The sequence below is a fragment of the Rhodococcus globerulus genome, assembly GCF_019334125.1.
Classification (GTDB): Bacteria; Actinomycetota; Actinomycetes; order Mycobacteriales; family Mycobacteriaceae; genus Rhodococcus_F; species Rhodococcus_F globerula.
The window spans coordinates 3,254,292-3,280,720 of record NZ_CP079698.1; the positions used below are offsets into that span (position 1 = coordinate 3,254,292).

General features: G+C 61.4%; 25 protein-coding genes. 9 read left to right on the plus strand and 16 right to left on the minus strand.

Features of this window, described 5'->3' with window-relative positions:
• Nucleotides 1-14: 14 nt before the first annotated feature.
• On the minus strand, nucleotides 15-1,289 hold the full coding sequence (locus KYT97_RS14685; RefSeq protein ID WP_219112691.1) for an alkaline phosphatase family protein: 1,275 nt from the start codon (nucleotides 1,287-1,289) through the stop codon (nucleotides 15-17).
• Complete coding sequence (locus KYT97_RS14690) at nucleotides 1,286-2,965, minus strand: alkaline phosphatase D family protein (protein WP_219112693.1); 1,680 nt, start codon at nucleotides 2,963-2,965, stop codon at nucleotides 1,286-1,288. Before KYT97_RS14690 ends, KYT97_RS14685 begins: the two co-directional genes overlap by 4 nt.
• Nucleotides 2,966-3,095: 130 nt before the next feature.
• Between KYT97_RS14690 and ilvD the strand changes: the two genes are divergently transcribed.
• Nucleotides 3,096-4,790, plus strand: a complete 1,695-nt coding sequence (ilvD, locus tag KYT97_RS14695) for a dihydroxy-acid dehydratase (RefSeq protein ID WP_033236651.1) — start codon at nucleotides 3,096-3,098, stop codon at nucleotides 4,788-4,790.
• A gap of 41 nt (nucleotides 4,791-4,831) precedes the next feature.
• On the opposite strand, the gene KYT97_RS14700 is transcribed toward ilvD, so the two are convergent.
• On the minus strand, nucleotides 4,832-5,488 hold the full coding sequence (locus KYT97_RS14700; RefSeq protein WP_045064893.1) for a chymotrypsin family serine protease: 657 nt from the start codon (nucleotides 5,486-5,488) through the stop codon (nucleotides 4,832-4,834).
• 74 nt (nucleotides 5,489-5,562) lie between these two features.
• Nucleotides 5,563-6,276: a DUF6319 family protein gene (locus tag KYT97_RS14705; protein WP_033236649.1), complete on the minus strand. Its 714-nt coding sequence runs from the start codon at nucleotides 6,274-6,276 to the stop codon at nucleotides 5,563-5,565.
• A 196-nt stretch (nucleotides 6,277-6,472) separates the two neighbouring features.
• On the opposite strand from KYT97_RS14705, the gene KYT97_RS14710 reads away from it, so the two are divergent.
• On the plus strand, nucleotides 6,473-7,522 hold the full coding sequence (locus KYT97_RS14710; RefSeq protein WP_371851348.1) for an adenylate/guanylate cyclase domain-containing protein: 1,050 nt from the start codon (nucleotides 6,473-6,475) through the stop codon (nucleotides 7,520-7,522).
• 21 nt (nucleotides 7,523-7,543) lie between these two features.
• Here KYT97_RS14710 and KYT97_RS14715 read toward each other — a convergent pair whose 3' ends face one another.
• Complete coding sequence (locus KYT97_RS14715) at nucleotides 7,544-8,176, minus strand: TetR/AcrR family transcriptional regulator (RefSeq protein WP_116104794.1); 633 nt, start codon at nucleotides 8,174-8,176, stop codon at nucleotides 7,544-7,546.
• A gap of 70 nt (nucleotides 8,177-8,246) precedes the next feature.
• Between KYT97_RS14715 and KYT97_RS14720 the strand changes: the two genes are divergently transcribed.
• On the plus strand, nucleotides 8,247-9,818 hold the full coding sequence (locus KYT97_RS14720) for an MFS transporter (protein ID WP_033236647.1): 1,572 nt from the start codon (nucleotides 8,247-8,249) through the stop codon (nucleotides 9,816-9,818).
• Nucleotides 9,819-9,831: 13 nt separating this feature from the next.
• Here the strand turns inward: KYT97_RS14720 and dmpG are convergent, their stop codons facing one another.
• From dmpG to KYT97_RS14735, 3 genes are read right to left on the minus strand one after another with little or no spacing between them, the layout of a single operon-like run.
• Complete coding sequence (gene dmpG / locus KYT97_RS14725) at nucleotides 9,832-10,860, minus strand: 4-hydroxy-2-oxovalerate aldolase (protein ID WP_033236646.1); 1,029 nt, start codon at nucleotides 10,858-10,860, stop codon at nucleotides 9,832-9,834.
• A complete protein-coding gene (locus KYT97_RS14730) occupies nucleotides 10,857-11,801 on the minus strand; it encodes an acetaldehyde dehydrogenase (acetylating) (protein ID WP_033236645.1) in 945 nt (314 codons plus the stop codon). The genes dmpG and KYT97_RS14730 overlap by 4 nt, the downstream gene beginning before the upstream one ends.
• On the minus strand, nucleotides 11,798-12,625 hold the full coding sequence (locus KYT97_RS14735) for a 2-keto-4-pentenoate hydratase (protein WP_033236644.1): 828 nt from the start codon (nucleotides 12,623-12,625) through the stop codon (nucleotides 11,798-11,800). Before KYT97_RS14735 ends, KYT97_RS14730 begins: the two co-directional genes overlap by 4 nt.
• Before the next feature lie 69 nt (nucleotides 12,626-12,694).
• On the opposite strand from KYT97_RS14735, the gene KYT97_RS14740 reads away from it, so the two are divergent.
• Nucleotides 12,695-13,456, plus strand: coding sequence for an IclR family transcriptional regulator (locus KYT97_RS14740; protein ID WP_033236643.1), 762 nt, complete (start codon nucleotides 12,695-12,697; stop codon nucleotides 13,454-13,456).
• 12 nt (nucleotides 13,457-13,468) lie between these two features.
• On the opposite strand, the gene KYT97_RS14745 is transcribed toward KYT97_RS14740, so the two are convergent.
• On the minus strand, nucleotides 13,469-13,990 hold the full coding sequence (locus KYT97_RS14745; RefSeq protein WP_219112695.1) for an Lrp/AsnC family transcriptional regulator: 522 nt from the start codon (nucleotides 13,988-13,990) through the stop codon (nucleotides 13,469-13,471).
• 144 nt (nucleotides 13,991-14,134) lie between these two features.
• On the opposite strand from KYT97_RS14745, the gene hppD reads away from it, so the two are divergent.
• A complete protein-coding gene (gene hppD / locus KYT97_RS14750; RefSeq protein ID WP_219112697.1) occupies nucleotides 14,135-15,340 on the plus strand; it encodes a 4-hydroxyphenylpyruvate dioxygenase in 1,206 nt (401 codons plus the stop codon).
• On the opposite strand, the gene KYT97_RS14755 is transcribed toward hppD, so the two are convergent.
• The 5 genes from KYT97_RS14755 to KYT97_RS14775 all read right to left on the minus strand — a co-directional run bounded on the left by KYT97_RS14755 (nucleotide 15,337) and on the right by KYT97_RS14775 (nucleotide 20,028).
• Nucleotides 15,337-15,996, minus strand: a complete 660-nt coding sequence (locus KYT97_RS14755) for an NUDIX hydrolase (RefSeq protein ID WP_219112699.1) — start codon at nucleotides 15,994-15,996, stop codon at nucleotides 15,337-15,339. The two genes, hppD and KYT97_RS14755, sit on opposite strands and share 4 nt — an antisense overlap.
• Complete coding sequence (locus KYT97_RS14760) at nucleotides 15,993-17,273, minus strand: adenylosuccinate synthetase (protein WP_219112701.1); 1,281 nt, start codon at nucleotides 17,271-17,273, stop codon at nucleotides 15,993-15,995. The genes KYT97_RS14755 and KYT97_RS14760 overlap by 4 nt, the downstream gene beginning before the upstream one ends.
• Nucleotides 17,274-17,301: 28 nt before the next feature.
• Entirely contained in the window at nucleotides 17,302-18,288 is a 987-nt protein-coding gene (locus KYT97_RS14765) for a hypothetical protein (protein WP_219112703.1), read from the minus strand.
• Between the two features lie 16 nt (nucleotides 18,289-18,304).
• Nucleotides 18,305-19,324 (minus strand): serine/threonine-protein kinase, encoded by a 1,020-nt coding sequence (locus KYT97_RS14770; RefSeq protein WP_219112705.1) that lies wholly within the window; start codon nucleotides 19,322-19,324, stop codon nucleotides 18,305-18,307.
• A gap of 65 nt (nucleotides 19,325-19,389) precedes the next feature.
• Nucleotides 19,390-20,028: a hypothetical protein gene (locus KYT97_RS14775; RefSeq protein WP_033236690.1), complete on the minus strand. Its 639-nt coding sequence runs from the start codon at nucleotides 20,026-20,028 to the stop codon at nucleotides 19,390-19,392.
• A 156-nt stretch (nucleotides 20,029-20,184) separates the two neighbouring features.
• Between KYT97_RS14775 and KYT97_RS14780 the strand changes: the two genes are divergently transcribed.
• The gene (locus tag KYT97_RS14780) at nucleotides 20,185-21,282 is read left to right on the plus strand and encodes an ABC transporter ATP-binding protein (RefSeq protein ID WP_033236689.1); all 1,098 of its coding nucleotides are present in this window, start codon (nucleotides 20,185-20,187) and stop codon (nucleotides 21,280-21,282) included.
• A 56-nt stretch (nucleotides 21,283-21,338) separates the two neighbouring features.
• Here KYT97_RS14780 and KYT97_RS14785 read toward each other — a convergent pair whose 3' ends face one another.
• Both KYT97_RS14785 and KYT97_RS14790 read right to left on the minus strand, forming a co-directional pair.
• Nucleotides 21,339-22,028, minus strand: coding sequence for an HAD family hydrolase (locus KYT97_RS14785; RefSeq protein ID WP_116104782.1), 690 nt, complete (start codon nucleotides 22,026-22,028; stop codon nucleotides 21,339-21,341).
• Complete coding sequence (locus KYT97_RS14790; RefSeq protein ID WP_045064910.1) at nucleotides 22,028-22,846, minus strand: DeoR/GlpR family DNA-binding transcription regulator; 819 nt, start codon at nucleotides 22,844-22,846, stop codon at nucleotides 22,028-22,030. The genes KYT97_RS14785 and KYT97_RS14790 overlap by 1 nt, the downstream gene beginning before the upstream one ends.
• 343 nt (nucleotides 22,847-23,189) lie before the next feature.
• On the opposite strand from KYT97_RS14790, the gene KYT97_RS14795 reads away from it, so the two are divergent.
• Genes KYT97_RS14795 through KYT97_RS14805 form a run of 3 tightly spaced genes read left to right on the plus strand, consistent with a single transcriptional unit; the run spans nucleotide 23,190 to nucleotide 26,427 of the window.
• Nucleotides 23,190-24,146: a carbohydrate ABC transporter permease gene (locus tag KYT97_RS14795; protein ID WP_051730728.1), complete on the plus strand. Its 957-nt coding sequence runs from the start codon at nucleotides 23,190-23,192 to the stop codon at nucleotides 24,144-24,146.
• The gene (locus tag KYT97_RS14800) at nucleotides 24,146-25,000 is read left to right on the plus strand and encodes a carbohydrate ABC transporter permease (protein WP_033236635.1); all 855 of its coding nucleotides are present in this window, start codon (nucleotides 24,146-24,148) and stop codon (nucleotides 24,998-25,000) included. Before KYT97_RS14795 ends, KYT97_RS14800 begins: the two co-directional genes overlap by 1 nt.
• A gap of 53 nt (nucleotides 25,001-25,053) precedes the next feature.
• Entirely contained in the window at nucleotides 25,054-26,427 is a 1,374-nt protein-coding gene (locus KYT97_RS14805; protein WP_219112707.1) for an ABC transporter substrate-binding protein, read from the plus strand.
• Nucleotides 26,428-26,429 lie beyond the last annotated feature (2 nt).

Here is a 26,429-nt window from a genome sequence, read left to right on the forward strand (position 1 = left end):
GCTACTGACCGCCGCTAGACACCTACCGCGACACCCGCCGTGCGAGCGGCACCGTCCCACCCGCCAGTCGGTGCCGGAAGACCCAGGAGTGCCGCCACTGTCGGCGCCACGTCGATCGTGCGCACGGGGGTGTCGACGCGGCGGCCGCCGTCGAGGCCAGGATGCCCACCACTGAGGAAGAACGGAATCGGCAGTGTCACGGAGTGGCCGTGATTGCCAGGGATCGGGTTGGACAGCGGTGTCGGATCACTGAACCGCCACCCCTGTGCGCAGAACGCAACAACGTCACCGGCATTGTCACCGAGATTGAATTCCGCCGGCAGATGGCTCGATTCGACGCCGTCAACGCCCGAGACAATTTCCTGAATACGTCGAACAGCCTCGGCCCGTTCCTGATCCGGTCCTACGAAGTAGATCAGATCGGCGCCACCGTTCTGCGCGATGCGGATCTTCCCTGCCAACAACGGATCTGCGTTGAGTGGACGATCCAGCCCGATAAGGCGCGTCGGCTCCGACCAGTCCATCGAGTGATCGGCCAGCACGATGAGGACGCTCCGATTCCACCGTCCGGTGCTGTGAAGGAAATCGACAAAGCGTCGTACCTGATTGTCGGTGTTCTGCAGTGCGGCGGTACGCGCGATCCGAATCGACGGCCCCGAAAGATCAAGGTGACCAACACGGTCCACGTCGCCGAGGTTGGTGAACGACAACCGCGGTGAGCTCTCGCCGACGATCCGGATCAACGCGTCGATCGTGAAGTTGTCCGGGGCGTGCTCGGTGCCGGGAAGCAGCGGTTGCGGATCCCAGACGACGGATGCACGATCACCGAACAGTCCGTGCAGGTATTGCTTGGACAGCACACTCGCAGTGGTCAACCCGAGTTCGGTGCGCGCGCGGTCGAGGACCGTCGACGTCTGCAGATCCGAGGCCTGATCGAGGTCGCGCTTCCTGTCGATTGCCGGGTCGTAGACGGAATTGGCCGGCACACCCGAACGCACGGGGTACACACCCGTCATCATCGCCGTGTGGTTGGGAAGCGTCTCGGCGATGTTGATCGCGGTGGCATTCGGGTAGTGGACACCGCCCGCGGCCAGGCCGGTCAGCATCGGAGTGAGATCTGCTCGCAGTTCGTCCGGGCGCATACCGTCGACAACGACGACGTAGACGTCGACATCGGGCAGACCGCCACCGATAGGCACACCCGCGTGCGCGGGTGCACCGAGCAAAGCTGTTCCGGCAAGCACACTTCCGCCGATCAAGACGTTGCGGCGCGAGAGTTCGAGGCTCACTGGTTGACTCCTGGTCGGTACGAGTTCGGGTCGAGCGGACTGAAGGACGGAGCTACCCTGGCACCCGCACCGGCAGGCAGGCGGTAGCTGGTTGCGTAGTGGGCGTTGCTCTGTGGATCGGTGACGTTGTCGACGAAGTACCAATCCATCTGGGTACCGTCGCGGGCGATGTCGAATACGCCGTAGCCGTGCGAATCCAATTCGACGTACCGAACGTGGCGATTGACCGTCTTGAACGCTTCTTCTGCCGCAACGGATGCGGTGCGCGGCGGCACTTTCAACATGTCGTCGATGTTGGGAGAGGTCACCGACGGAACAACGAACTCTGCTCCGACGGTCGGTCCACCCGGATAGTTGGCGGCGTTAGTGGGCAGGTCACACGCCCACGACGTGTGAATGTCACCGGTGATGAAGACTGTGTTGTCAACGTTGTTCGACGTGATGGCGTCGAACAGTCGTGTGCGGTCGGCGGTGTAGCCGTCCCACTGATCGGTGTTGTACGGGAACCCGGCCTGCGGGATTCCCACCAGTTCGGTCAGCGCTGCGGTAGTAGCGGGTTCGAGCGGCGGAAACACACACGGGGTGATCATGACGGGATTGCCGACGATCTTCCATTGCGCCGGCGAGCTGACGATGCCGCTGGTGAGCCAATCCATTTGCGCACGTCCGGTAATGGTGCGATTCGGGTCGTCGACCTGACGCAATGTGGGCTGCTCGTCGCGGTACGTGCGCAAATCCAGCATCGAGATTTCGGCCAGGTTCCCGAAGCGGAACCGCCGGTACAGTTGAACGCTCGAACCACTGCCAGAGGGCCGAACCGGCATCCACTCGAAATAGGCCTTGGCCGAGTTGGCCTTTCGATCCGCCCAATCGCCTTCGACACCGGAAGTATGGTTTTCGGCGCCGTCCCGGAACGCATTGTCCGCCGATTCGTGATCGTCCCACGTGGTGATGAACGGCAGTTTCAGATGCAGAGCAGCAAGGTCCGGGTCGGTCTTGTACTGCGCGTGCCGGATTCGGTAGTCGGCCAGGGAAATGATCTCGTGTGCCGGTTCGTGCAGCCGTACCGATCCGTTTCTCGCGCCGTATTCCCCCTGACCGTATTCGTAGATGTAATCGCCCAGGTGGATGATCGCATCGAGATCCTCCCTGAACCCGAGATGGCGGTAGGCACCGAAATACCCGGCCTCCCAGTTGGAGCAGGAGACAACACCGAAGCGCATCCGTTCGAGATCTGCCGAATTCGACGGAGCGGTGCGTGTGCGGCCGACGGGCGAAACTACCGAACCGGTGGTGAATCGGTACCAGTACGTAGTGGAGGAATCGAGTCCCGTCACATCAACTTTGGCAGTGTGATCCGAATCTGCCGAAGCCACAACACTTCCCGACGCCACGACAGTCGCGAACCCCTCATCGGTCGCGACGTGCCAGTTCAGCGTCACTGCCGGCCCGATCCCCGAACCCGGGGTCGCGTCGGCCGTCGGCGTGATGCGCGTCCAGATGATGACGGCGTCCGGCAGTGGGTCGCCGGACGCAACTCCGTGGTTGAAGCCGACGGGCACCGCGGCACTCGCACGGTTCGCCGAGGCGACACCGAGGCCCACCGCACCGGCAAGTGCTGCCGAGCTCTGCAGGAGGCCACGTCTGGTTATTCGATCAAAGGCATTCGTGTGCACGCTAGGAGTGAATCTGCATCTGAACAGATGTTCAAGAGAGCTTCGGAATGTTCACCCAGGCTTCGCCTGTGCGCCTTTTCGGTAGTGCCGGCTACCAGAAAGGCGCACAGGTGGAGCCTATGCTTGGCAAATGACCGAACCCGACATCAAGCCCAGAAGTCGTGACGTCACCGACGGACTGGAAAAGACCGCAGCGCGAGGCATGTTGCGAGCAGTAGGAATGGGTGACGACGACTGGGTCAAGTCCCAGATCGGCGTCGCGTCCTCCTGGAACGAGATCACCCCGTGCAACCTGTCCCTCGACCGCCTTGCCAAAGCCGTCAAGGAAGGTGTCCGGGAGGGCGGTGGGTTCCCCCTCGAATTCGGCACAATCTCCGTGTCCGACGGCATTTCGATGGGTCACGAGGGTATGCACTTCTCCCTCGTCTCCCGTGAAGTCATCGCGGACAGCGTGGAAACCGTCATGCAAGCCGAGCGCCTCGACGGTTCCGTCCTCCTTGCCGGCTGCGACAAGTCACTACCTGGCATGTTGATGGCGGCTGCTCGCCTCGACCTCGCCAGCGTGTTCCTCTACGCCGGTTCCACGTTGCCTGGCGTCGCAAAGCTGTCCGACGGCACTGAACGCGAAGTCACCGTCATCGACGCCTTCGAAGCCGTAGGAGCGTGTGCCCGCGGGCTGATGAGCCGCGAAGACGTCGACACCATCGAGCGCGCCATCTGCCCCGGCGAGGGTGCATGCGGCGGCATGTACACCGCAAACACCATGGCCAGTGCTGCGGAGGCCATGGGTATGTCCCTTCCTGGTAGCGCGTCGCCGCCTGCACCCGACCGACGACGCGACGGATTCGCGCGCGAGAGCGGCAAAGCCGTCGTCGAACTCCTCCGTCGGGGAATCACCACCCGCGACATCCTCACCAAGGAAGCATTCGAGAACGCTATAGCGGTTGTCATGGCATTTGGTGGTTCCACCAATGCGGTGCTCCATCTCCTCGCGATCGCTCACGAAGCGTATGTCCCTCTGACACTCGACGATTTTGCTCGTGTCGGAGCCAAGGTTCCGCACCTCGCCGACGTGAAGCCTTTCGGAAAACACGTCATGACCGACGTCGACCGCATCGGCGGAGTTCCCGTCATCATGAAGGCGTTGCTCGACGCCGGTCTCATGCACGGCGATTGCCTGACCGTTACCGGCAAGACCGTGGCGGAGAATCTGGCGCACATCACCCCGCCCGATCCGGACGGCAAGGTTCTACGGGCGATGAACAAGCCCATTCACCCGACCGGCGGCATCACGATCCTCAAGGGCTCGTTGGCTCCCGGCGGCGCAGTCGTCAAGTCAGCCGGATTCGAATCCGACGTATTCACCGGCACTGCACGAGTTTTCGAACGCGAACGCGCCGCGATGGACGCTCTCGAGGACGGCACGATCACTGCCGGTGATGTTGTGGTGATCCGATACGAAGGCCCCAAGGGCGGCCCCGGAATGCGCGAGATGCTGGCCATTACGGGCGCTATCAAGGGCGCCGGCCTGGGCAAAGACGTCCTGCTGCTGACCGACGGGCGATTCTCCGGCGGAACGACCGGCCTGTGCGTCGGGCACGTCGCGCCCGAGGCGGTGGACGGCGGTCCCATCGCGTTTGTTCGTGACGGCGATCAGATCCGGCTCGATGTCAGTACCGGACTGCTGGAACTGCTTGTCGACGACTCGGAACTGCTTGCCCGCAAAGAAGGTTGGGAGCCACTTCCTCCGCGCTACACACGCGGTGTGCTGGCGAAGTACACCAAGCTGGTGGGATCAGCGTCAGGTGGAGCAGTGTGCGGCTGAACCCGAACAGATAGCGCGCTGATGCCAGCCAGCGCACCGATCTAGATCGGCTGGAACCCGGCACCGACGCCTCCATCGGAATTGATATCCGCGATGATCGAGGACATGTTGGTGCCGAGTTCCGGCCCCAGACACGGCACGTACAGGTAGGCGTTCACCATCGCCACCAATGTGGTTCCGACGGTGACAGGGGCTCCGGAATCGCCGTGATCAACACACACCTGCGTCCAGGTTTGGGCGTCGGCGCTCAGATTTCCCCACACGACGCCGCACGTCTGCCCCGTTGTCCGACCTTCTTTGCAGGCGATGGCCGGGAAGCTCGCCGGCTGGCCGATTGACGTGATGGTGGCACTGTCAACGGTCCGCACGGGCGTCACTTTTGCCGGATTGAACTCGATGATGGCGTAGTCTAGCTCCGAATTGGACTCGACGAAGGTGCCGACGACCCCGGCTCCTTCGTCATCCTCCGGAACAACCGTCGAACCAGGTCCGCCACAGTGACCTGCAGTGATCCCCACCAGCCGACCGCCGTTGTCACGCCCGATCGTTGTCAACGTACATATCGTCTCGTCGCTGATGATGATGCCGCTGCCCCCGCCGAGGGGTGTTGCCGCGGCAACGGCCGTCCCTGTGACCACCAACCCGAGTCCCAGTGCAATTACGACCGCCGCCAAAACGGAAATGATTCTCTGCAACATCACACACTCCCCGCCGAGATAGTCCCCGCTGCACAAATCGCATACCCCGGATACTCGGCACCTACGCAGGAGAGTTACTCGTTGGTCCCCAGCGCTTCGAGCATCTTGCGTGCTTCTTCGAGTTGACGGCTGAGCTCGTCCACCCTCGCGGCCGCTGCGTCGCGCGCCTCCACGATGATCGATTCGACAGCTTCGATGGCCGTCGGCTCACCCAGTTCGCGGATTGCGCGCTCAACTGCATCGGGTGCCACCGGAACCGCTTTGCCCGGCCGCTTGGCTCCCAAAGTGACGGTGACGCTCCAGTCGTTGTCGGCGCCGGCATGGATGGTGACGCTGACTCCTGGCGGCAGTTTCTTGGCACGCTTGACCGCCGGACGAGGCGCGGGAGCCGCAACGGGCGCAGGGGCCGGAGCGGCTGCTGCCGGTACGGTTCGGGGCTTCGGCCGAGTTTCGACGAGTGGTTCCATGAGCGGTTCGGACTCCACAACTGGTTTAGGGCGGGGCGCCGGCTTGGGGGGCGTCGACGCGACGCGGTTGATTCGCAATTCCTCTGCCTCGAAGGGCAATTCGTCGTTCACGCCCTTGGGGCGGATCAGCACGGTATTTCCGTCCACCGACACCACCTTCGCGGAAGTGCCTGCGTCGATGCCGAGGCTGGGAGTTGCCTCGCGCAGGTATACGGTGGCGCGTTTGCCTTCGGCGACTGCCGTGGCGAGAGCTGCCAAATTTTCCGCAGTGAGGTGATCCGGCGTTGATGCGGTAGCGCCGGAACGTCTACGGGGTGGCATGCGCAAATCCTTTCGAGAGTGTCGGTAGAGCTTTTCTCGGGGCAACTCTTGCACAGGGCACCGACGTGTTCCCGCGCAGCGCCGCTCAGGTTCGCCGAATTCAGTACTGTTCGGCAGGCAGCACGTGAAAGATAGTGTCGACAACACCGCAACATGGGACGCAAGGAGCACAGTGAGCAGTTCGGAGTCAGCACCGATCGACGAGGGCACCGAACCATCCGCGTCACTGTCGCGAAGTGGGTTCGACGCCCCTACCTTCAGCCGCATTCAGTCCGACGTCGAAGAGTTCCTCCTTGGCGGTCCTCGTTGTTACACGCAGTCTCAGATCGCCGAATTCGCGGGTGTTTCCCGCGAGCGCGCAGATCGCCTGTGGGTCGCGATGGGATTTGCCGTCGACGACGACCCGGACGCCGTCATGTTCACCCAACAGGACGCCGATGCGTTGCAGGGCATCATCACCATGGTCGATCGTGGAATCATCTCGCGCAGTAGCGAAGTCGCTGCGGCGCGCGCGCTGGGCCAATCGATGTCGCGTCTCGCCGAATGGCAGGTGTCGATCATCGGCACTCACATCGTCGATCAATTGACGGAGTCCGCGGATGACGATCCCGAGGCGATCCGGAAGCAAATTCTGCGACTCGGCGCCGAGATCATCCCCGCTGTCGAATCGCTCCAGACCTACGTGTGGAAGAGGCACATCGCTTCGTCGACGGGACGGAACGTCGGAAATCCCGGAGAAGAATTCTCCAGCCGAATCTTGATCGTCGGTTTTGCCGACATCGTCGGATACACCTCACTGACTCGGGGACTGGATCCCACCGAGCTGAACGATTTGCTCGAACGCTTCGAATCCGCGTCAACCGAAATCATCGGCCGAAACTTCGGCTGGGTCGTCAAAACCGTCGGTGACGAGGTGATGTTCGCTGTGGAAAGCCCCCGTCACGCTGCCGAAATCGCCTTGCAGATTCAAAGCGCCGTGCTCGCCGACCACGACGATCCACAACTGCGCGTGGGTCTTGCCATGGGTCCGACGCTCGTGCGTTTCGGCGATCTGTACGGGTCGGTGGTCAACAAAGCTGCCCGTCTCACCAGTTCCGCGCGTCCCGGCACGGTCCTGATCGATTCGGAATTGGCTGCCGCAGTGAGCGACGATGCCAATTTCAAGCTCCGCCACCTCCGGCCGCGTCGCGTGCGTGGCATCGACCGCCTCGAACAGTACGTACTACGACGAAATCTCGAACCCTAAAGATCTCGAACCGCAGCTATCTCACGCTCGCCTTGCCGCGAGGAAGTCGTCGACTATCTGCGCACACGCTGATTCCCCCAACGGGGTGAGGGTTGCCAACTTCGTGAGCACCAACGGACCGACCAACTGCGCGAGCGCAACGTCGTAGTCGTACTTCCCCAATTCCTCGATGGCCTCGGGCGTACGCAAGACCCGGTCGAACGCGTCCCGGTACTGCTCGATGATCATCTGCCGCAGCGACCGCATCTCCGGTTGGCGCTCGGTCAACGCGGCCGCGCTCGAGTAGCCCGTCAGATCCGGCCCCAAGCCGAGCCAGCACATTGCTGTGACCTGCACGGGAGCGCTCTCGATGGCCTTGGCTTGATTGGTGAGAAGCTCGAGCAGCTGCGCTCGCAGATCGCCCTCTCCCGATAGTGCCGGTACGGACGGCAGTAGCCGCGCAAAGGCAGCAGCCACCAGCTCGGTGCCGCTGTCGAAGTGCCGATACAACGTCGCGCGAGCAACATTCGCGAGCTTGGTGACGGCGTCGATCGTCACCGCGTCGACTCCGCCTTCGGCAAGAAGTGTTGTTGCAGCATCGAGCAATCGAGTCCGGGATCGCAGTTTGCGCGGATCCTCGTCTGCTGCCTGCCGATCAGAGCGAACCGTTGTCACAACCACAGTTATACCCAACCTGGGGTTGTGGAACTAGCATTCTCCCAACGATACTGATGGTCTCGTTTCTATGGGAGGCTTCGTGACCAGTAAGACGGAGATCGAACAGAGCACCTGGACGCCGCGGCAGATCTGGATGCTGACCGTCTCGTGCTGCGCGGTGGCATTGGTGGTCGCAGCCATGGCCGCACTCAACACCGCACTCCCCGACATCGCCCGGGACACCGGCGCCACCCAAACTCAGCTCACCTGGATCGTCGACGGCTACACGCTCGTGCTCGCCTGCCTGCTGCTGGCCGCCGGAGCACTCGGTGACCGCTACGGCCGACGCGAACTGCTGATGTTCGGGTTGGTCGTCTTTGCAGCAGGCAGCGCGATCCCCGTCTTCATCGACGAACCGTCCTGGATCATCGCCTCCCGCGTCGTCTCGGGAGTGGGTGCCGCATTTGTCATGCCTGCGACACTCTCATTGCTCACGGCCGGTTTTCCGGCTACCCAACGCAGTCGAGCCGTCGGCGTGTGGTCCGGCGTGGCCGGCTCGGGCGCCATCGCCGGACTTGTGATATCCGGTTTCCTGATCGAAAAGTGGTCGTGGCATTCGATATTCATCAGCCTCGCCGTCGTCTCGGGCCTCATCCTGGTGGCCTCGTTCACCATCGCGTCCTCGAAGGACGAGGAGACAACTCCACTCGATTTTCTGGGCACTGCACTGATTGCCACGGCGATCGGCCTTTTTGTCCTCGGCATGATCGAAGCACCCGTCCGGGGGTGGCTGAACCCTGTGGTTCTTGCGCTTCTGATCGGCGGAATCGCCACGGGTGTTGTATTCAGCTTCGTGGAATTGCGTTCGGCCCATCCACTTCTCGATGTCGGACTGTTTGCCAACCGTGCATTCGGTAGTAGCGCAACGTCACTCGTACTTCAGTTCCTCGCCACATTCGGAATGTTCTTCATGCTTGTGCAGTACCTGCAACTCGTGCTCGATTACTCGCCACTTCAATCAGCACTCGCACTTCTTCCGATGGCCGTCCCCGTCATGGCTCTGTCCGTCGTGTCGCCGCTGCTGATCCCGCTCGTCGGACTCCGAATTCTCACCTCGGTGGGAATTGCGCTTCTCGGCACAGGAATCGCACTCGTGACCCGGTTGGAGTTGGGATCGAGCTACGTCGACGTGTGCATTCCCCTGATCGTCGCGGCCATCGGGTTGGGACTGTGCACCACACCCGCTACCGCTGCAATCGTGTCCAATACACCGGATGCCAAACAGGGCGTCGCGTCGGCGATCAACGACGTCACCCGTGAAATCGGTTCTGCGATAGGCGTTGCGCTTGCGGGCAGCATCCTGGCCACGACGTACGCTCGGCATGTTCAACCTGCTGTAGATATGCTGCCCGAGCCGGCCAAGGAACCGGTCTCGGGCTCCTTGGCCGCGGCCCTGCACATCGCGGAAAGCGCGGGCTCACAAGGCGATCAACTGGCGGACTTCGCCCGCGAAGCCTTCATCGAAGGCATGAACCAAGCTGCACTGACCTTGGCCGTGATCATCTGGGTGTCTGCGGTCATCCTCGGATTCTGGGCACCCGGACGGCAGAAAACCGCAAAGGCGCTGCCGTCGGAATCGACAGCAGCGCCTTTGGCTTGACAGCTAGTGAGTGTCAGGCGGATGCGCGGTCACGTTCTGCAGCGAGGGTGAGCGCGATGTCGACGATCATGTCTTCCTGACCGCCCACCAGACGACGCTGGCCGGCTTCGAGCAGCAACGTGCGGACATCGATGCCGTAGCGCTCCGACGCGGTCTCCGCGTGGCGCAGGAAGCTCGAGTAGACACCTGCGTAGCCGAGCGTGAGGGTTTCACGGTCGACGCGAACGGGCCGGTCCTGCAGCGGACGGACGATGTCGTCGGCAGCATCCTGCAGAGCGAACAGGTCGCAGCCGTGCTCCCACTCCTCGATGTTGGCGACGGCGATGAATGCCTCGAGGGGGCAGTTACCGGCACCGGCACCGTGACCGGCGAGCGATGCATCGACGCGGGTGACGCCGTTCTGAACTGCCACAACGGAATTGGCAACCGAGAGCGACAGATTCTCATGCGCGTGGATACCGATTTCGGTGCCCTCGTCGAGGATGTCGCGGTACGCGCGAACACGGTCGGCGACGTCGTTCATCACCAGACGTCCACCCGAATCGGTGACGTAGACGCAGTGCGCGCCGTACGACTCCATCAACTTGGCCTGCTTCGCCAGTTCTTCGGCAGGCGCCATGTGGCTCATCATCAGGAAGCCCGAGACGTCCATGCCGATCTCGCGGGCGGTCTCGATGTGCTGCGCGGAGACGTCGGCCTCGGTGCAGTGGGTGGCAACGCGAACCGAGCGAACGCCCAGGTCGTAGGCATGCTTGAGTTCACTGATCGTGCCGACACCCGGAAGCAGCAGCGTGGTGAGGCGAGCGTGCTCGAGCACCTCGGCCGCTGCTTCGATCCATTCCCAGTCGGTGTTCGAGCCGGGACCGTAGTTGAGCGAGCCGCCAGCGAGACCGTCGCCGTGTGCAACTTCGATCGCGTCGACGCCGGCAGCGTCGAGAGCAGTGACGATCCGCTTGACGTCGGTGGGCGAAATGCGGTGGCGGACAGCGTGCATGCCGTCACGAAGGGTGACGTCCTGGACGAAGATCTTGCGGTTGCTCACTTGGTTGCTTCCTTCTGCTGGGCGATGCGCTCCGCGATCTGCATTCCGGCGGACGTCATGATGTCGAGGTTGCCGGCGTACGCGGGCAGGTAGTGTGCAGCACCCTCGACCTCGAGGAATACCGACACCTGGTGGGTGGGGCGATTGCCGTCGACGAGCAACGTCTCGACCGGCTGGTCGGCCGGGATCTCGGTGATCTGGACTTCCTGCTTGAGGCGGTAGCCCGGGACGTAGGCGGAGACGTCGCCGACCATCTTCTCGATCGACGCACGGATCTCCTCGTGAACAGCCGGGTCCGGGGCGTCGACGAGGCAGAAGACGGTGTCGCGCATGATCAGCGGCGGCTCAGCCGGATTGAGGATGATGATGGCCTTGCCGCGGCGGGCACCGCCGACTGCCACGATCGCCTCGGATGTGGTCTCGGTGAACTCGTCGATGTTGGCGCGCGTTCCGGGACCGGCCGACTTGGAGGCAATGGACGCGACGATCTCCGCGTACGCCACCGGAACAACCCGAGAAACAGCGGCAACCATCGGGATCGTGGCCTGGCCACCACACGTCACCATGTTGACGTTAGGTGCGTCCAGGTGCTCGTCCGCGTTGACGGCCGGCACGACGTACGGGCCGATCGCGGCAGGTGTCAGGTCGATCATGCGCTTGCCGAGCGGTGCCAGGCGTGCGTTGTTGGCGACGTGCGCCTTTGCCGACGTTGCGTCGAAGACGATCTCGATCTCGTCGAAGTTCGGCAGACCGACGAGGCCCTCGACGCCTTCGGCGGTGATCGGCACGTTCAGGCGCGCCGCGCGAGCCAAACCGTCCGACGCGGGATCGATGCCGACCATGGCACCCATCTCCAGGTAGTCGGAATTACGCAGCACCTTGATCATCAGATCGGTGCCGATGTTGCCCGATCCGATGATCGCGACCTTGACCTTGCTCATGCGATGTCCCCTTTAGTGGAAAAACTTGTGGTGACCGAACCGAGTCCGGATACGTTCACGGTGACGACATTTCCCGCTACAACCGGCGCCATGGGGCCGAGAGCGCCGGAGAGAATGACCTGACCTGCAGTCAACGGCTGACCGAGTTCGCGGGCCGTGCGGGCGAGCCAGACAACTGCCTCGATGGGATCGCCCAAGCAGGCGGTTCCGACGCCGGTGGACACCTCGGTGCCGTCGACGCTCATCGACATGACAACGTCAGCAGGTTCAACCTCGGCGAGGGTGTGACGCTCGGTGCCGAGGACGTACACGCCGGACGACGCGTTATCGGCCACGGTGTCACCGAACTTGATGTCCCAGGACTCGATGCGGCTGTCGCAGATCTCGATCGCCGCGACGGAGTATTCGATCGCGTCGCGAACCTGAGCGTTGTCCAGCGGTCCGTCGACGAGGTCAGCACCGAGTACGAAAGCAACCTCGGCCTCGACCTTGGGCTGGATCAGGCGGTCCATCGGGATCGACTCGCTGCCGGTGAAGTCCATATCGGCGTACAGAACACCGAGGTCGGGCTGATCAACGCCGAGTTGCTGCTGGACTGCCACCGAGGTCAGGCCGATCTTGCGGCCCACAACGACGGCACCGGCATTGCGACGGATTTCGTCGACGCGGCGCTGCACGGCGTATGCGGCAACGAGGTCTTCACTTCCGATCAGATCCCGCACGGGTGCGCAGGGCACGCCGGTTGCGGCGGCGGTCGCGAGGCGATCCGCGGCAGCGGCGATGTCGGTCTCGCTCGCTGTACTGGAATTCGAGGGCTGGCTCATGACCCCTACTTTCCAGGCTTGCACCCCACTACGCCAGGCTGATGTCTCACTCACCGATACGATTGACGAATGACTGGTGCCGCAAACCTCGACACCGTGCTCGGTAAAGCCGTGACGATCTTGCGCGCCTTCCGCCCCGACGACCACGCCGTGCCCCTCGCGACGCTTGTCGCGCGGACCGGATTGCACAAGGCGACAGTGCACCGCCTCGCCGGTGAACTGGTCGCGAACCGGCTACTCGACCGCGTCGAGGGTGGCTACCGCCTGAGCGGCGGCCTGTTCGAACTCGGCATGCTCGCCTCGCTCGAGCGCAGCCTCCTGGAAATGGCGATGCCGTTCCTGCAAGACCTGTACGAGCGAACCCATGAAACTGTGCATCTCGGTGTGCGCGACGGTCATGACGTCGTGTACATCGCCAAGATCGGTGGGCATCGTCAAGCCAACTCCCCCTCGCGCACCGGCGGACGAATTCCGCTGTACTGCACGGCAATCGGCAAGGCTTTGCTGGCGTACTCGGATCCGGAGTTTCGCCGCGAAGTGCTCGCGGCACCGATGACCCGACGCACCCCGCACACGATCGTCGCACCCGGCATCCTGAGCAATCAGCTGGACCGGGTCTTCGAAACCGGAGTGGCCTTCGAACGCGAAGAATCAGCGCCGGGCCTCACGTGTGTGGCCGCGCCGGTATTCGGAAGCAACGACAAACTGGTGGCAGCCATCAGCGTCACCGGCCCCACCACTCGGTTCAAGCCCGAAAGCCAGGTAACCGTCCTGCGTGCAGCCGCCGAAGGGTTGCGCAGCACGATGGCCCGCCGCGAGCACCTGCGCTGACCAGGGAAATAGTCACGCCCGATACGCGGGCGCCTTGGCAGAGCTGCGAGTCTCCAGGGTCTCGAGCAACGGCAACGCCCGGAACGGCACAACCACCGACAGAACCATCACGCTGGTGGAGCGCGTGGCCACTCCCGAACGATTGAGGTCGAGCAGGGTCTGCTGCAAACCTTGATGCGACGCTGCGGCGACTCGACACAGAACGTCACCGGCTCCCGTGGTCGCAAACGCTTCGATCACACCGGGTATGGCTTCGAGTTTGACCGTGACGGTGTCGAGCGCACCTTGGGCAATCTCCAGGGTCACAAATGCCTGCACGCCGAAACCTGCTGCAGCCAGGTCGATATGGGGCTCGTAGCCGGCGATGATTCCGCCGTCCTCGAGCCGGCGCAGTCTGGCCTGCACAGTGGCCCGAGCTACCCTGGTCACCCTCGACAGTTCGAGTGCCCCCGCCCGCGGATGCGTGTGCATCGCTTCGAGCAGCGCCAGGTCCAGACCGTCGATCGACACTGCAATGCGTACCGATTCCACCATGGCCTCCAACCTATACACAGCGACTGGAAAACCACACCCATCTAGCGGTATTCCGTCGAAACGGCTAGCAGGAAGCACGCCCGTTGACTAGCTGCATCGCGCCGGACTTAGCTACATGCATCGACACCGCTGGGAGGACACGAGATGACCATCGAACACAGCATCACCGACGAGGAACGACTGGCCGGACTCGATCTCGAACAACTACGCCAACTGGTGGGACTGGTCGAATACGACGACGCTTCGGATCCCTTTCCGGTCCACGGATGGGACGGACTCGAGTGGATCGTCGGCAACGCCACCCAGACTTCCCACTTCTATCAGTCCGCCTTCGGCATGACATTGGTGGCCTACTCGGGTCCGTCCACCGGTAACCGCGACCACCACGCGTTTGTACTCGAAAGCGGCGCAGTGCGTTTCATCGTCAAGGGAGCAGTAGACCCGGCAAGCGAGTTGATCGAGCACCATCGCGTACACGGCGACGGTATCCGCGACATCACCTTGAACGTCCCCGATGTCGACAAAGCCATAGCGCACGCAATTACGCAGGGCGCGCAGGTCATTGCCGAACCGCACGACATTGCCGATGATCACGGCAGCGTCCGCCTCGCCACCATCGCGACGTACGGCGACACGCGCCACACACTTGTCGACAGGTCCGGATACCACGGACCGTATCTGCCCGGATATGTCAGTCGCACATCGTCATTCGTGGCCCGCCACAGCGCTCCCGAGCACATCTTCCAAGCTCTCGATCACGTGGTCGGGAATGTGGAACTCGGGAAGATGGACGAGTGGGTCGACTTCTACCGCCGCGTCATGGGCTTCACCAACATGGCGGAGTTCGTCGGTGGGGACATCGCAACCGACTACTCCGCGCTGATGAGCAAAGTGGTCTCCAGCGGCGACCACCGCGTCAAGTTTCCGCTCAACGAACCCGCCATCGCGAAGAAGCGATCACAGATCGACGAGTACCTGGAGTTCTACCAAGGCCCGGGCGCCCAACATCTGGCACTCGCCACTGCCGACATCCTGGCCGCCGTCGACGCACTTGTTGCCGAAGGAATCGAGTTCCTGTCGACACCGGCGTCGTACTACGAAGATCCCGAGCTGCGGGCCCGCATCGGGAAGGTGCGGGTCCCCATCGACGAACTACAGAAACGAGGCATCCTCGTCGATCGAGACGAGGACGGCTACCTCCTGCAGATTTTCACCAAACCGGTCGGCGACCGACCCACCGTGTTCTTCGAACTCATCGAACGCCACGGCTCACTCGGTTTCGGCTTGGGCAACTTCAAGGCACTGTTCGAGGCGATCGAGCGTGAACAGGCGATGCGCGGAAACTTCTAGGTGTCCGCGCTCCACCGCCACACAACAGACGGGCGACCCGTTGAACTGACCCGCACCCGCTCGTCGGTACGTTCCAGTCCAGGTAAGGATTTGAGTGTGCGGTTGAGATTGCCAGGGTCCGGACGGGCGCCGGAAAGTTCCTCGGCGACGGCCAACGCATAGGACGCCGGAAACGACGCACCGGTCAGTGCCCGAGTGAAGACCTCATCGCGCCACAGCAGAGAGTCCGCAAGGATCGGCCGGGTATCCGCCACTATCCGATTGTGATCGAAGGCAAGATCACCCGGGTTATCCCAGCTCACCCATTCCGGGGTGATGTCACCCGTAGGCACGTCACCCGAAGTGATCACGGCCCACATCGTCACCGACAGTGTCGGACCACGCGGGTCTCGATGAGGTTCGTCGAACACCGCCAACTGTCCGCTCGCCAGAATCGCGTCATCGGGTAGCCCGAGCTTGGTGGTCACCGCTCGCCGAGCCGCATCCTGGAGCCGTTCACCCGCACCGAGCAGTACACCGGGCAACGCACGCTGCCCGGTGTACGGTTCTGCCTGCCGCTGCGCGACGGCAAAACGCAACTGGCCCGGTTCCGGATTGCCGAAACGCAGAGCGATAACGTCGATCGAGACAAGTGACTGTTCCACGCCATCCATCATGCAGGCACGCCGGCGCGAAGCCGACGGTCGGCCCGGTCCGGTCCGTCCGAAGTAAGCACTACCGGAACGCCGGCCTCGCTACCCAGGTAATCGATAAACAGCTCGGCTTCTGCCGGAACGTCCCGTCTCACAGCCGACATGGCCCGCAGCGCTTCCGTCAACGCTGCCTGGTGTTCGAGATCCTTCCGCTCTCCGACAGGTATACCCGCGCACCCGTCATACCTGTCCACACCCTGGATCGGTGTTCCCGCCGTTGTTGCACGCTCCAGCGCGTCGAGGTGTGTGAGGGCCAACCCGTCGACGCCTCCGCAGACCTCGATCGCGTACCGCAGCAGCAGTGTGTCGAGGTGCCCTACCCGAAATGACCCCTGGTACTCGCCGACGCCGTTGTGCGGTTCCGGCAGGACCACCCCGAGCGCGCTGTCCTCCGTAGGAAAGGGCCCGGCACCGTGACGCGTGGTGTACGTGCGGGTCACGCCGAGCACATAACTCTCCCTGCCTATTTCGGAGACCATCGTGCGGGCATTGGACGGTTCCACCGTCGACCACGTGGTGTGCGGGTGAAATCCACGCCACTCGTCGAGGAGGACACCTTGCGCACCTTCGAAGACCAATCGGCCACGTGCACCGATGGACTCCAGCGCCCCAGGCCCGGCGATATCCACTACTGCAGCAAATTCCGCGTACATGTCGACCATGTCCACAATCTCTGGAAACCCATGACGACTGTCGGTGATCAACGGTCCGTAGTACGCCGCCATGTTCTCGAGCTTGCGAGCGAGCACATCCGGCCGTTGGCAGTCCCCGACAGTCGGCGCATCAGGGCGCTCGAGCGCATACGCCGCCGTCTCGCCGATTCCCTTGCCACACGAGCCATGCCGATTGTCACCTCGCGCATCCTCACGCGCTCGATTGGCCGCAACGTGAATCGGCGTGGTCAACAGTGCCCGCCCGTCGATGGTCAACAGGTCGAATGGATCCTGCACGCCAACAGCTTCCAACGCTCGCGCTTCCCTCGCCAAAGAGATCGGCTCGACCAGCATGAATTGGGAGAGAAACGTGGGGACACCGTTGAGCGTCCCCGATCCGAATTGCGAGAAGGTGTGGTGGCGTTCTCCGTTCACGACATTGTGAGCGGCCTGCGCGCCTCCGTTGAATCGAACCACTGCTGCCACATCGAGATCCGCCTGCGGTGAGCAGAGCCAGTCGACAGTGGCGCCCTTTCCGGCGTCACCGAAGCCGAGGTCGACTACAATAATGTCACTCCGAGCGTCCATTGTGTCCTCCCTCAGTCGGTGTCCTAACTCAGTCGAAATCGACGTCATCCGAGCCTGTTCCGAGATCCTTCGGCAATGCAGCCACCCGTGCGGGCGTCCTTCTCGTGATTCTCACCAGTGCCTTGTGCACCGTCTTGGCTTCGGCTGTCGATCCCACATCGCGAAGGTCGGCCAATCCGTCACTCAAGTCGATGCGGTCTTCACCGATCCCCACGGTCAGGGCGATGAGTTCGCACACGGCGGCAGGATCGTCGAGCTTGAGGAAGCGTTCACCCAGGAGATCCGTCCAGTGGTCCGCGATCTCCGGATCGTTGTAGTACGACGACTGATTGGGCAACACGAAGTAGACGTTCCACTTTTGCTCCAGTTCCCGATACACCGAGGGAACGGAAATATCGCGCCGAACCTTGTCACCGATCACGTCGCGAATGTGACGACCCGACAGGCGCGGCTTGTTCAATTCGTCGCCGATGATGAACAGGTAACCTTTGCGGCCCCTCTTCTCCCAAGCGTCGGTGCTCGTGTGACGCGCCATGAAATATGCTGCCAGTTCGTAGCTTTCCGATTTCTGACCACCACCGTTTCCTTCGAGGAAGATGGTGCGCAACTGCTCGTCCATCGCGTTACCCGATTCGAATTGCCCTACCTGCAGGGGAACCCGATCGGAATCTGCGTCGCCGATTCCACCGAACAGAATCTGCGGGTCGTCTGCATATCCTTTGCGTTGCAGCAATCCGTGCAGCTTCCCGAGCTTGTCCTGCATGATGCGCGGAACGGCACCCATCGAACCGGTGACGTCGAAAAGCACTGCAATAGGCAAAGAATCAGGGTGTCCATCCGAATCCCGGCATTCTCGTTTGTCTACACCGAACGGATCGAGACTCGGATCTGCTTTCCAACTGTTTCGCGGACGCGACCGTAGCGTGTCGGTGTACCCGAAATCGTCGACACCGCGCGCGGCACGGAATGTCTTGCCCGCCAGGTATGTGTTGTCGTCCCAATATCCGTATCCCATGATGAATCACTGCCTTTCAGATTGGGCGGACGGTAAACGCCCGAAAGGTGCGTTCGCCGTATAGAAGCTCTAGGAGTTCGTCGAACTCGCCGAGGAGATCAGTGGCGTCGGGTCGTAGTCGTGGATTGTCTTGCATACACCCCAGTGCAAAAGTCTTCATACGACTGGGGATTCGGTCGCCGAGCATGGTCGTCATCAACTGATGCGCCATGTATATGTCCCACCCCGGGGAAGCTGCTTCGCCAAGTTCCGGTGGATAGGCACTTCGGCAGGAACTGATCTTTGCTGCCGGCCGCATTCCTGAACGAGTCGCAAACGACCAGCCCACCAGCACCACGCCATGTAATTCGGGCTGTATCAGCACATTTTCCTCGACGATCGCTGTATGGACCCAATCCGCCTGGTGGGCTGCCGCAAGTGCGCGCAACAGGCGTCGGTGCATCCAGGCCCAGTCTCGTGGATCGAGGCCGTTCGGGTAAGCGCGGCGAACATCGGCGAGGGTGACAAAGCCGGTGGACAGATCATCGAGCACATTGATCCGGCGAACTTCCCCCGAAGCTGGGTCGGCCGCTGAAATGCGGTCGACCAGCGTCGGGACGTACGGCGCGCCGCGGATGTCGGTGAGCGCCGACCTCTCAGTCTCCATCAGCGGGTTCGCTCGCCGACTCCGAGGGATCTTCACCACAACAGATGCCCCGGATCGGTCCTGCGCACGGTAGAGAGTTGCCACCGAACCTCGGGCGAGGACATCACCCAACACGTACTCGTTGTTGTCCCCGACATATGTCGCGGATGACTGCACTGCTTCGGCTTCCGCCACCCAACTGCGGTACAGCTCATTCAACCGAGTTGTTGCGGCAGCGTATCGCGCAACATCACTCGCCTGCGCCCGATCCGGATGGATCGCAGCAACCAAGCAATGGAATTGACGCTTCGCCTGCCGGCGCGATTCCGAATCCGTGGTGGCGCTTCCGAACAGCTCGGTCGAGGTTGTTGCCGCCTCGACAGTTTCGAGATCGTTCTTCACCGTGTTCATGAGTTTTAGTCTAAGTGACTAAAACTGATCGCGCAAGACGGCTCCTTCCGAGCAGCACAGTCTTGCTAGGCCGGTTCCGCCACTAGCGCACCGGGGCGACTTCTTCCGAGGAATACCGCAGAAGCGAACAGGAAGAACAGTGCGCCGACAAAGGTGCCGATGTTCGCCACGTTGGGATCAAGCGTGTTCCCGTCTTTCAGAATGAACGAACCGACTGCGGACACGCCAAATGCGATAGATCCGAGAGCATTGAGCCACACACTTTGCCATTCCGCCGATCGAGACGCCCAGCGCGTATTCGAGCGCCACAGCATGAGTATCGCCAGAAAACTTGACGCCAAGAACGCAATCGACCCCTCGGCGTCGGGATTCCACACGAGGTTGATCTCTCCACGAACATTGAGCGTGCGCATAGCTGATCCGGTGCTGATATTGAACATGATGGTGCCGAGCAATTGCACCGCTGCAGACAACCACACAACGCGTACCGCAGGCCTACCCGAATCAGTGATGATGACGGGACCGGCGAGCGCCAATTGAACAATCGCCGCTGCGGTGAAGAACCACGACCCGACAAAGAAGAGAAGATTCACGAGCGTTGCTCCGAAAAGCGACGACAAGTAGGGGGCTGAACCAAGCGCAAAGAGCGTCGATCCGATCACGAAGCCCCAGGACTGTACGCGAAGTGTCGGATGAATCAGCATGCGCTGCATTGTAGTTCAATGGAAGTGCGATACCCGGCATTTCTGCTGTGCGCCACACTCCGTTCACCCGGCTCGTGTTCAGTTGCAGAGGCGATACTCTCGCTCACTCATTCACTCGGATCGTCGGGCACGTTCCTGCCCGTGAAGGGAATCACCATGGCCAGCGTTACTTTCGACCGCGCAACTCGTTCATATGGGGGAACCGATCGACCCGCACTCGACCAACTCGAGTTGGATATCGCAGACGGAGAGTTCCTTGTACTCGTCGGACCGTCGGGCTGCGGGAAATCGACGTCTCTGCGGATGCTTGCCGGACTCGAACCCGTTGATTCGGGCCGAATTCTGATCGGCGATCGTGATGTCACCGATGTGGAACCGCAGCATCGCGATATCGCGATGGTTTTCCAGAATTACGCGCTCTATCCACACATGAGTGTGGGAGCAAACATGGGCTTTGCCCTCAAGATTGCCGGGGTTCCGAAGCAGGAACGGGAAGCTCGAGTGCTCGAAGCCGCCCGAGTGCTGGATCTCGAGCAGTACCTCGATCGCAAACCGAAGGCACTCTCGGGTGGGCAGCGGCAACGAGTTGCCATGGGTAGGGCCATTGTTCGCAATCCCCAGGTATTCCTTATGGACGAGCCGCTGTCCAATCTCGACGCCAAACTGCGAGTGCAGACTCGAACGCAGATTGCCTCCCTGACCCGCCGACTCGGTGTCACCACCGTGTACGTCACCCACGACCAGGTCGAAGCGATGACCATGGGTGATCGTGTTGCGGTACTCAAAGACGGTGTGTTGCAGCAGGTAGATACGCCTCGCCGCCTGTACACGAGTCCCGCCAACATCTTTGTTGCCGGATTCATCGGCTCACCCGCCATGAGCTTCATCGATCTCGACCTCGACGACGGCGAGATGTCACTCGGCGGGACGGCGTACCGCGTTCCACGTTCCGTCGCCGATGCCTCACTGACTCCCCACGTCACAGTGGGTATCCGGCCGGAGTCGTTTGTGCGGGTGGACAAAGGAATTACCGTCGTTGTCGACGTTGTCGAAGAACTGGGCGCCGACGCATTTGTCTATGGCCACACCATGATCAACGGCAAGCGCCATGAGTTGGTGATTCGCGAGGAAGGAAATAGTGCGCCGCCGATCGGCTCACGATTCGACGTTCTTCCCGTAGCCGAAAGCATGCACCTCTTCGACCCGACCACCGGCACCCGCCTGTCCACCGATGACACCGCTGTGCACGTGTAAGCACTGAATCACGAAGGTCCCGCCGCAGTTTCGTTCGCGGCGGGACCTTCACGTCTTCAGATCGACTGCAATTCGAGCGACGCTGCTCGCCCAGCCACCAACTCCTCGAGGTCCGTGACCGACTTTCCGGCCAACGTCGCCCACAGGACAACGCCTGGATCTTCCTTCAGACTCACCATGTTCGGCACGCCCACTGCGACGGCGCCCGCGGCAATCGCCGACGCCAATCCCGGAATCGAGTCCTCGATCGCCACAACCTGATCCATGGAGATCGGGCCGGTCAGCGCCGAGAGATCCGTTCTGGCCCGCAAGTACGGCTCCGGGTGCGGCTTACCGTGCTCGACCATGTCTCCGGTAACCATCAACTGAAATGTTCCCGGTGGGAGCGCGCTCGCAACAGCCTCCGCCAACGGCGCCTCGCTCATCGTCACCAACACACTGGGTATTCCGGCGTCGCGAACCTGCGCCAACAACTCACGGGCACCCGGACGCCACTCGATGGACTGCCGAACACCCGCCACGACGGCGGCCACCAGTTCATCGACTATCTCGCGGATCGTGAGATCCGCCCCCGCCGCGCGAAGGATCGCAGCAGAGTCGGGCAAGGCCTTCCCCACCAGTGCTGTTGCCTGTTCGTCAGACCACTCCACCCCGTACCTCGACATCAAGGCACGCTCCGCCGCAAACCAACTCGGCTCGGTGTCCACCAGTGTGCCGTCCATGTCCCAGAAGACCGCTTGCAGCATCAGGACTTTCCTTCCTCTTGTAGCTCAACACGATCGGATCCAACGACGCGCACCACAACACCCTGTGCACGGATATCCTCGATAATCCCCAGTGGTGCACCGTCATCGGTGATCAACTCGTCGATCACGTCCCAACCACACACTCGATGTAGCGAGGTGTGCGCCAATTTGGAACTGTCCATCAGGAGAACCCGCCGACCGGCACACCGAATCATCTCCGATTTGAGCCGAACGACTTTCTCTTCCTGGTGATACATGCCGTCGCGATCAGCACTCGACGTCGAGAAGTACAGAGCGTCAACGCGCAGTTCGCGCACGGCCTTGGCTGCACCCTCGCCGACAAACGATTCATGACCGGAGTCGAAGTCGCCGCCGATAGCGGTCACCGAAATGCCGGTCACTTCGGACAGTTCACGAAGTGAGGGCAGATAGTTCGTCACAACCCGAAGTTCTTCGATCTCGATCAAGTGGCGGATCATGTGGGAGGCGGTGGTGGAATCGTCGAGCATTATCACCTGCCCCGGAGCAACCTCGGTGGCAGCAGCAGCGCCGATCGCCAACTTTTGTTCGGTGGCGATGCGACGCCTCAGCGGTGCTGCAATCTCGTAACTGCTGGTTCGTTCGATGCTGACTCCGCCCCTGAACTTTCGGACTATTCCGCGGCGTTGAAGTTCGTCGAGATCACGGTGGACCGTCATCAACGACATGTCGAAGTGAGCGGCCAGCGATTGTGCGGACGCCGATTCATCTGCCATCAAGCATTCGAGAATGCCGTCCAGCCGTTCTTGCCTGGTGTGGGTGATCAATCGTCGACTCATCCAAGACCTTGCTGTTGCTGGTGTGATTACGAGTCATTTATATCACTCTTCCTGATATGAATGCTCGATGAACGAGTCGAGAAGCTTAGGCATGACAAACTGAAACTTCAGCTCGGTCACCGCCAGAACCGAAGACGCATAATTGACTAAACTCGCTGTGTAACAGCACATTTAACACGTATCGTAGACATTTCACACTCGCGCGCTCTGCCCGTTTTGACCATTTGACGACCATCCGCACGAGTGAAACGATCACTGCGATCAACGAAGACGTAACACCGTCGATGTGATCTTCACCGTCTCGCATCAAGAAAGCGACACCCCCGGAAGAAATGGTCTCGACATGTCGTTGACAACTCAACGCCCGGCACCGCCGACGGTCTCCGCCCCTGTGAGTCGCGGATCAACCCGGGGTCGCCCTACCCGAAGGCGTGAGCGCAAGGGCTACAAGCTCTTTGTGCTCTTCACCTTCCCGAACCTGCTGCTGATAGCGGTCTTCGCATATTGGCCCGTTATCGGCAACATCTACCTCAGCCTCACTGAATGGGACATGATCGCGCCGACGCCGCTGTTCGTCGGCGTCGACAACTACACGAAGTTGCTGCACGATCCTGCGTTTCTCCGGGTGTTACGCCTGACCTTGGTATGGGTTGTTGCGATTGTCGGCATCAGCCTGAGCGTGGGACTGGCCCTGGCGTGCCTGTTCAATCGCCAATCACGAGGACGCGCAGCCGTTTCCGCTTTGGCATTTTCGCCGCACATCCTCTCGGGCGCGGCGGTGGCCGCGATTTGGTTGTTCATCTTCGATCCGAACTACGGACTGTCCCGAGCGCTGTTCGGGTTGTTCGGAGCAGATTCACCACACTGGACAACCTCGAGTTCATGGGCGATGCCCGCGCTGATCATCGTCTCGATCTGGAAAGGTGTCGGCTTTGTAGCCATCGTCTATCTAGCTGCGCTTCAGTCGATGCCGGCCGACGTCCTCGAGGCGGCACGTCTCGACGGGGCAGGGGCATGGCAGACATTCCGCCACATCACCATGCCGCTACTCTCACCGACAACGTTCTTCCTCCTGATCACCCAGGTCATCAGCGCCTTTCAGTCCTTCGACGTCATCGCGATGATGACCAGCGGCGGACCCGCAGGCGCCACAACCACTCTCAGCTGGTTCATCTACCAAGAAGGATTCAAGGCCTTCAGTGCCGGCACTGCCGCCGCCGGATCCATGGTGATGTTTGTCGTCCTGATGGGCGTCACAGTGTTCCAAATGCGATTCGTCGAGAAGAAAGTGCACTACTGATGTCCGCACCCAGCAGAACGACAACCCCGAACAAGACGCGCATTAGATTTCGCCTGTCCTGGATCGGACTGGTTGTTGTCGGCCTCGTCTTTGCCATCCCGTTCTACTGGATGATCTCGTCGGCGTTCAAGCCGGAGAGCGAGATCTACCAGTGGCCACTGCAATTCGTCCCCAGCCGTCTGGCGTGGGAGAACTTCAGCCACGCGTGGAATGCCGTTCCGTTCGGCGACTTCTTCGTCAACTCACTGATCGTCACGATCGTCGGTGCCACTGCGAAGGTCACCTTGGCAGTGTTCAGCGCCTATGCCTTTGCCTTCCTTCCCTTTCCCGGCAAGAAGTGGATCTTCCTCGCGGTCCTGGGAGCCTTGATGGTGCCGGGGCACGTGACACTGTTGCTCAACTACATCACCATCGGCAATCTCGGAATGATCAACACCTACGCGGGAATCATTCTCCCCGGACTCGCGAGCGCATTCGGAACATTCCTTCTACGCCAGCACTTTCTGAGTCTCCCGAAGGAAGTCATGGAGGCTGCAGAACTCGACGGCGCCGGACACATCCGCAAGCTGTTCTACTTTGCATTACCGATGTCAGTTCCGGCGGTTGTCACCGTTGCGCTGATCGCTGTCATCGACGAGTGGAACGACTTCATCTGGCCTCTTCTCGTCACCAATTCCGTTCAGATGCGCACTCTTCCCATCGGTTTGATGGCACTCAAAGAGAGTGAGGGTGTTGACAACTGGGGCGCGATCATGGCCGGCACCACCATGGTTGTCCTCCCCATGCTGCTGCTCTTTCTTTTTGCCCAGCGGTTCATCGTTGCCGGGCTTGCCGGAGCGTCCGTTCGACGCTGATCAGTTTTCCGACCTTCCCCTGCCAGTTCAGCATCCTCCAGGAGATACCCATCATGTCGTTATTTGCCCGATCAGGCTCCGCGCAGAAGCCTGTGAACATCTCTCGCCGCAGCTTTCTCACTGCTGCCGGTATGACCGCGATCGCACTCCCCGTACTCGCGGCGTGCGGAAACGCCGGCGGCAACGCTTCGTTCTCGGCACCGGACGTCAAGGCCCCCAGCGAATTTGCCGGGAGGACCAACGTCGTCATCTGGAGTCCGTGGTCGGGCAACAACCACGAAGTCTTCACCGGAGTGGTCGACGGATTCAACCGCTCGCAATCCGGTATCTACGCAGAAGTTCAGCAGTTCAACGGGTACGACGGCGTCACCGAGAAGATCGCCGCCGGACTCCAGGCCAGGCAGATCCCCGACATCGGCGTCTTCTCCGACGTGTCGTGGAACAAGTTCTTCCTCAACGACACACTCGAACCGCTCGGCGGATACTTCGACAACAACTTCGGTCCGAGCACGTTCAACGAGCGCCTGTTCACCGAGGGCGTTGTCCGCGGCGAGTCCTACTGGATCCCGTTCGGCCGATCGACACCACTGTTCTACTACAACAAAGAGATCTTCTCGTCCGCAGGTTTGCCGGATCGCGCCCCCACCACCTGGGATGAATTCCGTTCGTGGGGAAAACAAATCACCGGCCAGAACTACAATGGCAATTCTCTGAAGATGCGCGCATACACCGGTGCCGACGACTGGTACATGCAGGGACTGCTCTGGAACTTCGGCGGATCGATCTCCGACGGACTCGACGTCACCGTGGACTCCGCAGCTGCAATTGCCGCCGCAGAGTTCGACCGGGCCGTGATCAACGACGACAAGATCGCGTACCTCGCGCAGGAAATCAACAATGACTTCATCAACGGCCAGGTCGCAACCATCACGAACTCCACCGGATCACTGACCGGACTGATCAAGGGCGCCCAGTTCGAAGTCGGTGCCGGCTTCCTGCCTCAACAGACCATACACGGCGTGCCGACCGGTGGTGCCGGACTCGGAATCATGAAGAATGCCAGCCCGGAACGCAAGGAAGCCGCCGCGCAGGTACTCGCGTATCTGTCCGGCGAGGAAGCGTCGTCGACCTGGACCGTCGGAACGGGATACCTGCCGTCGACAATCTCCGCGGCACACTCCACCAAGGTGCGTCAGGTCATGTCCGACAATCCGAACTACAAACTGGCCGTCGACCAACTCGAGCTCGCCCGCCAGCCTGACGCGGTTCGACGGTACGTCCAGAGCACCATCACGGAAATGCGCACCGCAATTCAGAAGCTGTACACCGAAAATGCCGACGCCGGCGCAACTTTGAAGGCAACGGCAACCAAGCTGCGCGCAGACACGGAATCCGTGCGCAAACTCTACGAAAGCAAGGTGGCCTGACC

Bases quoted from the DNA above. Each gene is read 5' to 3' on its own strand.
- KYT97_RS14770 (WP_219112705.1), bottom strand. From the start codon at position 19,324: ATGAACACGGTGAAGAACGATCTCGAAACTGTCGAGGCGGCAACAACC.
- KYT97_RS14745 (WP_219112695.1), bottom strand. From the start codon at position 13,990: ATGGTGGAATCGGTACGCATTGCAGTGTCGATCGACGGTCTGGACCTG.
- KYT97_RS14730 (WP_033236645.1), bottom strand. From the start codon at position 11,801: ATGAGCAAGGTCAAGGTCGCGATCATCGGATCGGGCAACATCGGCACC.
- KYT97_RS14800 (WP_033236635.1), top strand. From the start codon at position 24,146: ATGTCCGCACCCAGCAGAACGACAACCCCGAACAAGACGCGCATTAGA.
- KYT97_RS14740 (WP_033236643.1), top strand. From the start codon at position 12,695: ATGACTGGTGCCGCAAACCTCGACACCGTGCTCGGTAAAGCCGTGACG.
- KYT97_RS14805 (WP_219112707.1), top strand. From the start codon at position 25,054: ATGTCGTTATTTGCCCGATCAGGCTCCGCGCAGAAGCCTGTGAACATC.
- KYT97_RS14720 (WP_033236647.1), top strand. From the start codon at position 8,247: ATGGGAGGCTTCGTGACCAGTAAGACGGAGATCGAACAGAGCACCTGG.
- KYT97_RS14775 (WP_033236690.1), bottom strand. From the start codon at position 20,028: ATGCTGATTCATCCGACACTTCGCGTACAGTCCTGGGGCTTCGTGATC.
- KYT97_RS14790 (WP_045064910.1), bottom strand. From the start codon at position 22,846: ATGAGTCGACGATTGATCACCCACACCAGGCAAGAACGGCTGGACGGC.
- KYT97_RS14760 (WP_219112701.1), bottom strand. From the start codon at position 17,273: ATGGACGCTCGGAGTGACATTATTGTAGTCGACCTCGGCTTCGGTGAC.
- KYT97_RS14785 (WP_116104782.1), bottom strand. From the start codon at position 22,028: ATGCTGCAAGCGGTCTTCTGGGACATGGACGGCACACTGGTGGACACC.
- KYT97_RS14755 (WP_219112699.1), bottom strand. From the start codon at position 15,996: ATGATGGATGGCGTGGAACAGTCACTTGTCTCGATCGACGTTATCGCT.
- KYT97_RS14700 (WP_045064893.1), bottom strand. From the start codon at position 5,488: ATGTTGCAGAGAATCATTTCCGTTTTGGCGGCGGTCGTAATTGCACTG.
- hppD (WP_219112697.1), top strand. From the start codon at position 14,135: ATGACCATCGAACACAGCATCACCGACGAGGAACGACTGGCCGGACTC.
- KYT97_RS14765 (WP_219112703.1), bottom strand. From the start codon at position 18,288: ATGGGATACGGATATTGGGACGACAACACATACCTGGCGGGCAAGACA.
- KYT97_RS14795 (WP_051730728.1), top strand. From the start codon at position 23,190: ATGTCGTTGACAACTCAACGCCCGGCACCGCCGACGGTCTCCGCCCCT.
- KYT97_RS14735 (WP_033236644.1), bottom strand. From the start codon at position 12,625: ATGAGCCAGCCCTCGAATTCCAGTACAGCGAGCGAGACCGACATCGCC.
- KYT97_RS14705 (WP_033236649.1), bottom strand. From the start codon at position 6,276: ATGCCACCCCGTAGACGTTCCGGCGCTACCGCATCAACGCCGGATCAC.
- KYT97_RS14780 (WP_033236689.1), top strand. From the start codon at position 20,185: ATGGCCAGCGTTACTTTCGACCGCGCAACTCGTTCATATGGGGGAACC.
- ilvD (WP_033236651.1), top strand. From the start codon at position 3,096: ATGACCGAACCCGACATCAAGCCCAGAAGTCGTGACGTCACCGACGGA.